Source organism: Clostridium tunisiense TJ, from assembly GCF_000300195.1.
Classification (GTDB): Bacteria; Bacillota; Clostridia; order Clostridiales; family Clostridiaceae; genus Clostridium_J; species Clostridium_J tunisiense.
Genome location: NZ_AMQH01000012.1, coordinates 496,716 through 510,252, shown reverse-complemented (window position 1 = coordinate 510,252; position 13,537 = coordinate 496,716). Strand labels below are relative to the sequence as shown.

The window sequence follows — 13,537 nt, the reverse complement described above, 5'->3', positions numbered from 1 at the left end:
TCCTATTAATGTTTAAAATGTCTGGTTCCTGAAATAACCATTGAAATACCATATTCATCACAAGCTTCTATGCTCTCAGCATCTCTAAGAGAACCGCCAGGTTGAATTATAGCTTTTATATTACATTTCTTAGCTTCTTCTACGGAATCTTTAAAAGGGAAGAATCCGTCAGAGGCTAGCACAACTCCATCTTGTGCTCTGTCTAAGGCCTGAACAGTTGCCCATATTCTATTAACTTGACCACCAGCTATTCCCTTTGCCATCTTATCTTTTACAGCTACAATAGCATTAGATTTTACATACTTAGCTACCTTCATACCAAAAATTAAGTTTTCCATTTCCTCAGGAGTTGGAGCTACCTTAGTAACAACTTTAAGTTCCTCGTATAATTTTTTGTCTACATCTTGTACAAGGATTCCTCCATCCACAGAAACAACTTCTATTTCATCTGTTGGACATGTTAAACATTGTATAACTCTTAAGTTTTTCTTGGTTTTTAATACTTCTAAGGCATCCGCATCAAATTCTGGAGCAATTACAATTTCTAAAAAGGTTTTTATCATTTCAAGGGCAGCAACCTTATTAACTTTTTTGTTTAATGCAACTATACCTCCAAAGATTGAAACTGAATCACAATTAAAAGCTTTTACATAAGCTTCTTCCACAGAATCACCTAAAGCTACACCACAAGGTGTGTTATGCTTTAAAGCACAACAAACAGTTTCTTGAAACTCGTTAACTACTTTCCATGCAATATCCATATCCTTTATATTGTTGTAAGAAAGTGGTTTTCCATTTAATATGTTAATATTATTCATCATACCTTTTTTATCAGTGCTTTTATAAATTGCACCTGCCTGATGTGGGTTTTCCCCATACCTTAAATCCTCAATTTTTTCATAGGACAAAGATAAGAATTTTGGATTTTTAACCTTTTCTTCATTAAATAAATAGTTTGCAACGGCAGCATCATAGGAAGAAGTTAAGTTAAATACCTTAGCTGCAAGATTTCTTTTTGTAGAAAATGAAACCTGTCCATGTTGTTCTATTTCATTCATCACGGTTTCATAATCTGTTATATCACTTACAACTACTACATCATTAAAGTTCTTAGCTGCACTTCTAAGCATAGTTGGACCACCAATATCAATAAATTCTATCATTTCATCAAAAGGTAGATTTTCGCCTAGCTTTTCAAAGAAAGGATATAAGTTAACACAAACTAAATCAATAGTTTCAATTTCTCTTTCTTTTAAAGTTTCCATATGGCTCTCATTACTTCTAATGGCTAAAATACCTCCATGCACTATTGGATGAAGTGTTTTAACTCTACCATCTAACATTTCTTCAGCATTTGTTACTTCTGATACTTCCTTTACTGAAATTCCTTGCTCCTTTAATAACTTGTAGGTACCACCAGTAGAGATAAGTTCAACGCCTTTACTTATCAAAAATTTAGCAAAGGGTATAATATTAGTTTTATCATATACACTTAATAAAGCTCTCTTAATCATTTAAACTACTCCTTTACAATTACTTGTCTGCCATTAACCTTAATATTACCTTCTGCAAAAAGCTTAATTGTTCTTGGAAGTGCTTTATGTTCTTCTACCAAAATTCTTTGCTGTAAGGTTTCTTTTGTATCATTAACTAAAACTTCAACAACACTTTGTAGGATTATAGCACCCGTGTCTGTATCTTCTTCTACAAAATGAACCGTACATCCACTAACTTTCACTCCGTAATTAATTGCAGCTTCATGAACCTTTAACCCATACATTCCTTTTCCACAAAAGCTAGGAATTAGAGAAGGATGTATATTTATAATTTTGTGTCTGAATTCTTCTAATATGGGACCTTTAATTATGGATAAAAAGCCTGCCAAAACTATTAGGTCTACTTTTCCACTTAGAATATTATGAATTTCAGCATTTAAATTATTCTTATACTTGTTTCTATCTAAGGTTATGGTGTTAATTCCATATTTTTTTGCTCTTTCTAAGGCAAAAACCCCTTCTCTATCGCTAATTACATATTCAATTTCTACATTTTTTAGTTCTCCAGCTGATATACTATCTATTATGCTTTGAAGGTTAGATCCACCACCAGACACTAAAACAGCTATTTTAAGCAAAGGCCCACACCTCCAGCTTGTACATACCCAATTTCATAAGCTGTTTCATTCAAATCATTTAGAGCCTTTAGCACATCTTTTACTATAGATTTATCTACAGCTAATACAAAACCTATTCCCATATTGTAAGTATTATACATTTGCTCTTCAGCCACACCCTTACTCATTAAATACTTAAATATTTCTGGAACTTGGTAGCTATCCTTCTTAACTACTGCAGTGAAATCTCCCTTGAACATTCTTGGGATATTTTCATAAAAACCTCCACCAGTAACGTGTGCCATACCTTTTATTTCAAATTCCTTAAGTAAACTCATTATAGTACTTACATAAATTCTTGTTGGTTCTAAAAGAATTTCTCCTAGTGTTTTTTCACCTAACTTTTCATTATAGTCTTTTACTAACTTTCTTACTAAGGAATATCCATTACTATGCACTCCACTAGAAGCTATACCAATAAGTACATCTCCTTCAGCAATGGTACTTCCATCAATAATTTTAGCTTTATCAGCAATTCCTACAGCAAATCCAGCAACATCATAGTCGCCTTCTTTATACATACCAGGCATTTCTGCTGTTTCTCCACCAATTAGGGCCGCTCCGCTTTCAACACATCCCTGGGACACACCTTTTACTATATCACTTGCAATATCTGCATCTAACTTTCCACATGCAATGTAATCTAAGAAAAACAAAGGCTTTGCCCCATGACATAAAATATCATTCACACACATGGCTACACAGTCTATACCAATGGTATCAAATTTATTAAGTCGAATTGCGATTTCAAGCTTAGTTCCAACTCCATCAGTTCCTGATATTAACACAGGATTTTTATACCCTGCTCCGATTTCGAACATTCCAGCAAAACTTCCAATTCCGTTTAGCACACCTTCAGTATAAGTTTTACTAGTATACTGCTTCATTAAACTAACAGCTTTATACCCCTCTTCAATATTAACACCTGCATCTTTATATGAAATCATAGTTTAACTCTCCTCTCCATTTGACACTTTAACTGGTGCAGACATTGGGTACTTCCCATGGAAACAACCAGTACAAAAACCATCAGCTTTTCCAAGACTCTCGTATAACCCTTCTGTAGTCAAGTAGCCTAAGCTATCAGCTCCAATAGCTTCTTTTATCTCATCGATTTGTAATTGACTACCTATTAGTGCATCTCTATACGGAGTATCAATTCCAAAGTAACATGGATATTTAACTACAGGTGAGCAAACTCTAAAATGAACTTCCTTTGCACCAGCATTTTTTAGCAGTTCTACTAATCTTCTACTAGTAGTTCCTCTCACTATTGAGTCATCTATTAATACCACTGATTTTCCTTCAACGCTTTCTTTAAGCACATTTAATTTCACATTTACTGCACTTTCTCTCTCTTCTTGGGATGGAGCAATAAAGGTTCTACCAATGTATCTATTTTTGATTAAAGCCGTTTCGAAAGGAATATTTGATGCCTTTGAAAAACCTATAGCTGCTGGTATTCCTGAATCTGGAACTCCTATTACTATATCCGCTTCTACAGGATGCTCTTCAAATAATTTCATTCCTGCTTTTATTCTGGAAGTATTCACACTAATACCATCAATTGTAGTGTCCGGCCTAGCAAAGTAGATGTACTCGAAAGAACAGGTAGCACATTTAGTTTTTTCACCAAAGTTAAATGACTTAATACCTTCAGCATTAATTACTACTATTTCACCAGGTTCAATATCTCTAATAAAACTGCCACCAGTTGCATCAATAGCACAGCTTTCCGATGCAATAATGTAGTTTCCATCTATTTCTCCTAGACATAAAGGTCTAATTCCATAAGGATCCCTAACTCCAATTAGCTCATTTTCTGTTAGGATAACAATTCCAAAGGATCCCTTTATAGCTTGCATAGTATCTATTATACTTTTCACAACACCTTTTTTTGAACCTTTAGCAATCAAGTTTAATATAACCTCAGAATCTATAGAAGTTTGAAAAACACAACCTGAGTCTTCCAAAAGTTCTCTAATTATATCTGCATTTACTAAATTTCCATTGTGAGCAATAGCAATATTCCCAAGTTTGAATTCCCCTAAAACTGGTTGTGCATTTTTTAGCACACTATCGCCTGCTGTTGAATATCTTACATGCCCAATAGCAGCATGCCCTTGAAGCTCATCTATAATCTTGTTGTTAAACACTTCAGATACAAGCCCCATCCCCTTATGACAACTCATAGTTTTACCGTCAGAAGTTACTATCCCTGCACTTTCTTGTCCCCTATGTTGAAGTGCATATAGTCCATAGTAAGTTCTTTTAGCTACATTAATTTGTGGTGATGTACTAAATATCCCATAAACTCCACATTCATCATGAAACTTATCATCATCGTAACACTCGTAAGATCCTTGAAATTCCAAATTCATACTCTTCCTCCTAAATACCACTTATAGTGCTATCCATTAATTCTCTCTAGTATTTTTGTATACCCTTCTACTAAATCTCCAAGTTCTCTTCTAAATCTATCCTTATCTAGTTTTTCTCCTGTAGTCATATCCCAAAGTCTGCAGGTGTCTGGAGAAATTTCATCAGCTAATATTACTTCTCCCTCATATCTTCCAAACTCAAGTTTGAAATCTACTAACTTTATATTTTGCTTCTTAAAGAAATCTGTCAATAATTCATTTATTCTTTCTGCTTGGGAATATATATAATTTAGCTCATCAAAAGTTGTTAATCCCATAGCAACAGCATGATAATCATTCATTAATGGATCGCCTAAATCATCATTTTTATAGCTTATTTCAAGCACTGTAGTTTTAAGTTCAGTTCCTTCTTCAAGGCCATATCTTTTAGCCATGCTTCCAGCAGCAACGTTTCTAACAATTACTTCAAGAGGAACAATCTCCACTTTTTTACATAATTGCTCTCTATCGTTTAATTTTTTGATGAAGTGACTTTCAATTCCATTTTCCTTTAACATATTAAAAATGATAGAAGTTATGGTATTATTAAGGATTCCTTTTGAATTAATTGAAGCTTTTTTTTCTCCATTAAATGCTGTTGCATCATCTTTATAATATACAATTACCTGATTTTCCTTTTCTGTACCATATATTTTTTTAGCCTTTCCTTCGTATAAAAAGTTTTTATTCTCCATTATAATTCCACTCCTTCTTTATTATCGTTGATAAAATTCTCTTTCATAGTTTGTCTATAACTTACTAATCTTTCTTTTAACTCACCATATTTAATTGATAAAATTTCCACTGCAAGCATAGCTGCATTATAGCTATTATTTATTCCAACTGTAGCTACTGGAATGGACTTTGGCATTTGAACTATAGAATATAAAGAATCCAATCCTTCTAATGCCGCCTTTATAGGTACTCCAATTACAGGAAGAATAGTTTTAGAGGCTATTACTCCTGGTAAGTGAGCAGCAAGACCTGCCCCTGCAATAATTACCTCATAACCTTCTAATTCTAATTTCTCTAAAACTTCTTCTAACTTCTCTGGAACTCTATGAGCAGACAGAACATGAGCTGTAAACTCCACACCAAATTCCCTTAAGCAGTTTGCAGCACCTCTCATTACCTCCACGTCAGACTTGCTACCAAATATAATTGCTACCTTCATATCATAACCTCCTATTTATAGTAGTTAATTCCACTTTCAAAAATCTTTTGATCATAATTTCCTGATATATTTTTAAACGCATTTTCAGTATATCTTTCACTATGGCCCATTTTCCCAAATACTCTTCCGTCAGGGCTAGTAATACCTTCAATAGCATACATTGAACCATTAGGATTATATTTAATATCATAGGTTGGATTTCCAAGTTCATCTACATATTGAGTTGCCACCTGTTTATTTTTGAACAATTCCTTTATAACGTCTTCACTACCATAAAATCTACCTTCCCCATGAGATATAGGAATAGCATGAATATCTCCTTCATTAACACCTTGAAGCCATGGAGAGCTATTGCTTATTATTTTAGTATTAACCATACAAGACATATGTTTTCCTATAGCGTTAGGTATTAACGTAGGACTTTGTTCTTCTAAATCTCTTATTTCTCCGTATGTTACAAGGCCTAGCTTTATTAAAGCTTGGAATCCATTGCAAATACCTAAAATTAAACCATCTCTATTTTTAAGCAAATCCATTGTTGCTTCTTTAATTTTTTCATTTCTAAAGATAGCATTAATAAATTTACCTGAACCATCTGGCTCATCACCTGCGCTAAATCCGCCAGGTAGCATAATTATTTGAGACGATTTTATGGCTTTTTCAAGAGCTAAAATAGATTCTTCAATATTCTTAGAAGTTAAGTTATTAAAAATTAACTGATTAACTTCCCCACCTGCTTTCATAAATGCTCTTTCGCAGTCATATTCACAGTTTGTTCCTGGGAAAACTGGTATAATAATCTTAGGTTTAGCCTTGTTGATTCCAATATACTTCTTATTTGTATTTCTTAGAGAGTTTTCATTGAATTGTATTTCTCTATCTGAAATACTATCATTCATAGAAATCTCTAACTGTTTATTTAAATGTGGGTTTTCAACACACTCCTTATTGAAGCCAAAGAAACTCTTTTGATTCGCATCATAATCCATTGGAAAAATCTTAGATAGTGGCTCATTATATACCTTCTCCAGTTGTTCTATAGACAGTTGCTCTTCTTTTAACTTAATGGTATAACTTTCTACAGTAGAACCTAATACATGATATTCTTGTGAATTTAAAATACTTAAAGCTTCTTCATCTTTAATTTCTAAAATTATACTGCCATAAGTGTAAGCTTTAATTTTCTCAAGATTCATAGATGAGTTAAATTCAAAACCAATACGATTTCCTAAGGTCATCTTTGAAATAGCTTCTATAACCCCACCATAAGTTACAGTATATGAGGATAAAACCAAGCCTTTTTCTATGAGCTTTGAAACATATTCAAAGTTTCTCTTTAACTTAGGAAAATCAATTATATACTCATCATCTAAACTACTTGGAATTATTATAACCTTGCTATTTTTTCTTTTAAATTCTCCACTTACAGCTTTATCTACCTCTAAAGTGCTGACAGCAAAGGAAATTAAAGTTGGTGGAACATTTAAATTTTCAAAGGTTCCTGACATACTATCCTTTCCACCAATTGCTGCAACTTCTAGGTTATGCTGTGCATACAAGGCTCCTAATAATGCTGAGAATGGTTTTCCCCATTTAGCTGGATCATTGCCAAGTTTTTCGAAATACTCTTGGAAAGTAAGATAAGTATCCTCTAATTTTCCTCCAGCAGCTATAACTTTGGCAATGCTTTCTACAACAGCATACAATGCACCGTGGAAGGTACTCCAGCATGAAATATTCGGATTGAAACCATAAGACATTACTGTTCCTGTTTTTATTTCCCTTCCTAATACAGGTATCTTACAGGTCATAGCTTCCATTGGTGTTCCTTGATGTTTTCCTCCGCATGGCATGAATACTGTTCCACCACCAATTGATGAATCAAACATATCTATAAGACCTTTTTGAGAACATACATTTAAATCTGATAAAACTTTTGTGAACTCTTCATAAAGTCTGGTGTTTTCCTCTTTCTTTTCTAAGAAATAATTTTCTTCTTCTTTTGGTGCTTCTACTATAACTTCACTATAGCTAGTAGCTCCATTTGTATTTAAAAACTCTCTGCTAAGGTTAACAATGGTATTTCCATTCCACTCAATGATGACTCTTTCTTCTTCTGTTACCTCAGCAACCACTGTAGCTTCAAGGTTTTCTTCATTAGCATACTTTATAAACTTTTCTGCCTCATTATTTGAAACTACTACAGCCATTCTTTCTTGAGATTCAGAAATCGCAATTTCTGTTCCATCTAATCCTTCATATTTTTTAGGAACACAATTCAAATTAATTTTTAAACCATCAGCTAACTCGCCAATAGCTACTGAGACTCCCCCAGCACCAAAATCATTACATTTCTTTATTAGCTTAGTAACATCTTTATTTCTAAACAGTCTTTGTATTTTTCTTTCTGTAGGTGCATTACCTTTTTGAACCTCCGCATTACTGGTGTTTATGGAAGATTCAGTATGAACTTTAGATGATCCTGCTGCACCACCAATTCCATCTCTACCAGTTCTGCCACCTAATAATATTACTACATCTCCTGGCATTGGTTTGCTTCTTACTATGTTTTCATAGGGAGCAGCACCAATAACAGCTCCTACTTCCATTCTTTTGGCTCTATAACCTTCATGGTAAATCTCTTTTACAAAACCAGTTGCTAACCCAATTTGATTTCCATAGCTACTATATCCTTTTGCAGCTTCTTTAGTAATTTTTCTTTGTGGCAACTTGCCTTTTAAAGTGCTACTAATTGGTTCTGTTGGGTCTCCACAGCCTGTAATTCTCATAGCTTGGTAGACGTAACTTCTTCCCGAAAGTGGATCTCTTATAGCTCCTCCAATACAAGTAGATGCACCACCAAAAGGTTCAATTTCTGTTGGGTGGTTATGAGTTTCATTTTTAAACATCACCACATACTTTTCTAGCTTACCTTCCACATCTACATCAACTACAATACTACAAGCATTAATTTCATCTGAAGAATCTAATCCTTGAAGTTTACCATCCTTTCGTAGTTTTTTCATTGCGATTACTGCTATATCCATTAAAGTCATTGGCTTTTCTTTATCTTTATATAAAGTTTTTCTATAATCTTCGTATATTGAAAAGGCTTTTTTAACTGGATTATTTAGTTTGCCTTCTTGGAATCTAACACTTTTTAAGTTTGTTAAAAAAGTAGTATGTCTGCAATGATCTGACCAATAAGTATCAATCACTCTTATTTCAGTTAAAGTGGGATTACGATTTTCATCATCTTTAAAATATTTTTGAATGAGTTTTAAGTCTTCTTTAGAAATAGAAAGCCCATATTCTTTTTGAACTCCTATTAGTTCGTCCTCATTCTTTTCAATAAAGTTTTCTATAACTTCAATCTTTTTATCTTCAACCATGGTACTGTTAAAAATATTATTAGTTTCAAGGGTGGTTTCCCTTGAATCAACCTTATTTATGTAATACTCCTTTATTCTATCAAGTTCATTCTTACTAATGTCCCCATAAATAGCATATATTTTTGAAGTTTTAACTTCTGGCATTTCCTTTTGGGTAATTAACTGAATACACTGTGCAGCAGAATCTGCTCTTTGGTCATATTGGCCTGGTAAAAACTCCACAACAAAGTATTCACATTTCCCTAAATTAATTGTGTTATCATAAATGGAGTCTGTGTTTATCTCTGACAAAGTTGTGTATTTAATTACTTCATACTCATCCTTTGTAATGCCAGATATATCATATTTGTTTATATAACGGACATTTTCAACATTCTTTATTCCTAATATTTGATTTATTTCATTTTTAATAGCTAAAGCTTCACTACTAAAGTTCGCTTTTTTTTCAACATAAGCTGTGAAAGTACAATTTTCCATCTTATCACCTCAAACAACAGATTTTTATACGAATATTAATATGATTAATTTGTTTATTGTTCGTATTTTTATAATATAACACTTTTCTGATAATTGGAAGTACTTTTTAAAAACTTTAACATTTTTTACTTAGTTTTTACTATTAGTACATATTCGGCCTTAGGATTTATCAAATATTAATACTTAGCACTTAAATATAATTTTTATATTTCACAAAGCAATGGAGGAAAATACTTTTTTGAGTTTAAACCCTTGAAGTTTATGCAATATGTAAGTTGAAAATTTAACTTATTAAAACAAAAACTGTGTAAATTTTTACAATTCACTCCATGATTTAGTGAATTACAGAAACCTACACAGTTCTATTTATTTATTTATTTATTTATTAAATTACTCTTATATTCACCTAATAGCAACTTTGTCATTAGTCCATAACTTGCAGCTCCAGCACTTTGGTTATTTGCCTTCAAGTAGCTATCATTGGCTTTATTCCAAACTTTTTCAACAAATCCTTCATGGTTTTTCCAGTAATTATTACTAAAATTTATATCTCTTATTAACTTATTGCTATACAATTTCTTTATTTCCTGGTATGCCTCTTTATCAATACTATATAAATCATTCATAAGATAGGTTAATGCTAAATAATATCCCGAATACTGTAATTCTTTATTTGGACTATTAACACAAGCTAAATAGGCTAAATAATTAGCTTCTTCTTCCCTAGCAATTCCTCTTTGATGTGCTTGTTCATGGGCAATAGTTACAGGTAAAGTTGTACTAGGAATATCAATGTTCACATTAGCTTCCCCTGTGAACGGAGAATACATCCCTGTAATCCCTGTGTAACTCATAAATTTAGATAAGGTAACAGGTTTGGTGTTATTATATTTTACATCCAAAGGTTTATTATCTACCTTAAAATATTTGTACCCATCTTCCACCTCATTGCTTAATTGAGAGAACTCCATACTTAAGGTGAAATTGCCATTAATATCTTCCTTTAAATTATCTCTTAGACCATTAGTAATAATTAAAAACTCTTTACAGAGATTGATCAAATCATCCTTTTTATATTGTTCATTCTCATGCTCCATAGAAGTTGCAATAGGCTCTCTATAATAATTTATACCCCATAGAATATTAAAAAGAAAATAACCTAGCAATAATATTATTAAGCAAGCTTTAGTATGTTTAATGAGTTTAATTTTAAGATTTTTTCGATGTTTAATAAGCATATATATGAACTTGAAAAAAATAATAACAGGAAATACTAGTAAGCCCACATAAATAAATTCCCACAAGGAAAATGGAATTTTACTGAAGAGTTTGCTTAATACTCTAGCAATTAATAAAAAAATATAGTTTGAGTATATCTTCTCAACAATTAAAGGATTTTCTTTACATAACTGGATTAAGATAAAGGTAACCATTCCTATTAAACATATTAGAAAATATGAGAATATCTTTTTATTTATCTTCATGAAATATCCCCCTTACAAAATTACTTTTCAAAGCTTTCATAGTTGTTAATTATGCCTATAATAATAAATAAATTTACTTATTCATTATTAATTATAATATAGAATTTAGAATTATAAATCATTAATTTGAACAAGAGTACTAAGGCAGTTAAAATATACTGTATAAAATTACTAATAATTCATTTATAAAAACTTATTGACTTTTATTTTATTAGATTATATAATCCATTTTGTAAGAATAATTATTATTTAATTAATAAATGCTAAGATTAGGAAAAGTAAGTATTAGAAATCTTACAGAGAGAAACTCATTTGGTGAGAGAGTTTTACGTATTAATAATACTGAAGTGCCCCTATGAGCTTAATACCGAAATTTATGGCATTATTTTCAATGCCCAAGTAGGATATTACGGATTCCCCCGTTATAGGGATAGAGCATGGTAGTGCTTAAAATGAGATGAGTATTTATTACTTAATCAGAGTGGAACCGCGGAATATTACTTCTGCCTCTGTTTTTACAGAGGTAGGAGTTTTTTGTTTTGTAAAATATTTAAGACGTCAAAATTTTTACAAAGTTTTATGAAAATTGTTATAAAATTTTACCGGTATTTATAGCAATTATGCGTGAACCTCTATGATTATGCTTACTTTATGTATAACTATGTGTAAATGGAACCTTATATAAAACAACTTTTATTATGGAGTTACAATTATGAATAGTAAAGTTTCTCAAATGAACCACAGAGGTTCGTGAAATTTAAAAGTTTAAACTTTCACCCTAAAATCTTGTTAAAAATAAAATTAAAAATTTGGAGGAAAAGAAATGATGAATTATATTAGCTTATTAGTTTCAGTTTTAGTTTTTGGAATTCTTATGTATCTTAAAAAGAAAAAAGTTTCTTTTGGTAATAGAGTTTTTGTGTCAATGGCATTGGGTATTGTAGTAGGTATGATATTTAGCAAAAATACTTCTCTAATTGAACCTATTGGGTCCATGTATGTTAACTTGATTAAAATGATAGTAATTCCACTGGTAGTATCATCAGTAGTTACAAGTATTGCATCCCTTGAAAGTCCAGCAAAGCTTAAGAAGATCGGGACTAGAACTCTTGCTTATTTAATGGGGACAACTGCTGCTGCCACAGTTATTGGAATTCTAGTTGCACTTGCTTTTAAGCTTGGTAATGGCATAAAATTTGTTGAAGATGCAAGTTTTAAAGCAAAAGAGGTTCCAACTTTTACAAAAGTTTTAATTGATATGATACCATCTAACCCAGTTAATGAGATGGCTAGCGGAAAGATAATTCCTGTAATTATTTTCTCTATTTTGATTGGTGTGGCAATAATTATCGAAGGCTCAAGAAAGCCAGAAAAAGTAGCAGCAGTTAAAAATCTATTTGAATCTTTTGCAAATATTATGTTTAGAATTACAAAAATGGTTCTTAAACTTACTCCTTATGGTGTGTATGCTCTTATGGCTGGAGTTGCAAGTAAATATGGTATTGCTACTTTAATTCCCCTTGCCAAAGTTATTTTAGCAATATATCTAGCTTGTGCCCTTCAAATTGTATTAGTTCATGGTTCTCTATTAACTTTTGTAGCTAAGGTAAACCCTATTAAGTTCTTAAAAAAGATTTACGAACCTCAAGTAGTGGCTTTCACTACAAGAAGTAGCTATGGAACTTTGCCTGTAACTATTAGAGCACTTACAGACAATGTTAAAATTTCAAATAAAATAGCTTCATTTGTAGCTCCAATGGGTGCTACAATGGGTATGAATGCTTGCGGTGGTCTTTATCCCGTAATGGCTGCAGTATTTGTTGCTAATGTTTTTGGTCACAACTTTACTTTAGTAAATTATATTACTTTAATTATTGTTACAACTATCGCATCCATAGGAACTGCTGGCGTGCCTGGAACAGCATCAATTATGACTACTGTAGTTCTTGCAGCAATGGGGTTACCTGTTGAAGGTATAGCATTACTACTTGGAATTGATACTATTGTCGATATGGCAAGAACAGCCACAAACGTAACTGGTGCAGCTGTTGTATCACTTCTTGTAGCAGATTCAGTAGGTGATTTTGATAGAGAAGCCTTTAATAAGGATGACTCAAAAGATAACACTGCTGACTTAGAAATAAGTGCTTAGATTAATATCTATTCTGTGATATATTATTAAAATAAAGTTTGCAAAAGATTAAATTATAACAACTTGAAATCATATTGAATTATTTCAGGTTGTTATTTAATTTTTTGTTATAGTAATCAAATAATATTTAAGATAAAGCCATAGAACTATTTATTATTATATTTTCTTATTAGGTTATATATTTCAAAAATCACAACTTTAGCAACAAAATCTTGTTATAAACCCTAGAAAAATTGAATACAAATTAATTATAATCACTATTATC

9 protein-coding genes and 1 other annotated feature are annotated in these 13,537 nt (G+C 31.8%); of the genes, 1 reads left to right on the top strand and 8 read right to left on the bottom strand.

Going from position 1 to position 13,537, the window contains the following annotated elements; genetic code table 11:
- Nucleotides 1-5 precede the first annotated feature (5 nt).
- The 8 genes from purH to C661_RS22825 form a co-directional block, all read right to left on the bottom strand.
- Complete coding sequence (gene purH, locus C661_RS0114265) at nt 6-1,514, bottom strand: bifunctional phosphoribosylaminoimidazolecarboxamide formyltransferase/IMP cyclohydrolase (protein ID WP_017416018.1); 1,509 nt, start codon at nt 1,512-1,514, stop codon at nt 6-8.
- 5 nt (nt 1,515-1,519) lie between these two features.
- The gene (purN, locus tag C661_RS0114260) at nt 1,520-2,134 is read right to left on the bottom strand and encodes a phosphoribosylglycinamide formyltransferase (RefSeq protein WP_017416017.1); all 615 of its coding nucleotides are present in this window, start codon (nt 2,132-2,134) and stop codon (nt 1,520-1,522) included.
- Nucleotides 2,122-3,120, bottom strand: a complete 999-nt coding sequence (gene purM, locus C661_RS0114255; RefSeq protein ID WP_017416016.1) for a phosphoribosylformylglycinamidine cyclo-ligase — start codon at nt 3,118-3,120, stop codon at nt 2,122-2,124. Before purM ends, purN begins: the two co-directional genes overlap by 13 nt.
- Before the next feature lie 3 nt (nt 3,121-3,123).
- Entirely contained in the window at nt 3,124-4,554 is a 1,431-nt protein-coding gene (gene purF / locus C661_RS0114250; protein WP_017416015.1) for an amidophosphoribosyltransferase, read from the bottom strand.
- 29 nt (nt 4,555-4,583) lie between these two features.
- On the bottom strand, nt 4,584-5,288 hold the full coding sequence (gene purC / locus C661_RS0114245) for a phosphoribosylaminoimidazolesuccinocarboxamide synthase (protein WP_017416014.1): 705 nt from the start codon (nt 5,286-5,288) through the stop codon (nt 4,584-4,586).
- The gene (purE, locus tag C661_RS0114240) at nt 5,288-5,767 is read right to left on the bottom strand and encodes a 5-(carboxyamino)imidazole ribonucleotide mutase (RefSeq protein ID WP_017416013.1); all 480 of its coding nucleotides are present in this window, start codon (nt 5,765-5,767) and stop codon (nt 5,288-5,290) included. The genes purC and purE overlap by 1 nt, the downstream gene beginning before the upstream one ends.
- Nucleotides 5,768-5,778: 11 nt before the next feature.
- A complete protein-coding gene (locus C661_RS0114235) occupies nt 5,779-9,636 on the bottom strand; it encodes a phosphoribosylformylglycinamidine synthase (protein WP_017416012.1) in 3,858 nt (1,285 codons plus the stop codon).
- 374 nt (nt 9,637-10,010) lie between these two features.
- A complete protein-coding gene (locus C661_RS22825) occupies nt 10,011-11,069 on the bottom strand; it encodes a DUF3810 domain-containing protein (RefSeq protein ID WP_242826004.1) in 1,059 nt (352 codons plus the stop codon).
- A 307-nt stretch (nt 11,070-11,376) separates the two neighbouring features.
- Nucleotides 11,377-11,634, top strand: a binding site (T-box leader).
- 309 nt (nt 11,635-11,943) lie between these two features.
- On the opposite strand from C661_RS22825, the gene C661_RS0114225 reads away from it, so the two are divergent.
- Nucleotides 11,944-13,272, top strand: a complete 1,329-nt coding sequence (locus C661_RS0114225) for a dicarboxylate/amino acid:cation symporter (RefSeq protein ID WP_017416010.1) — start codon at nt 11,944-11,946, stop codon at nt 13,270-13,272.
- The last annotated feature ends 265 nt before the right edge of the window (nt 13,273-13,537 follow it).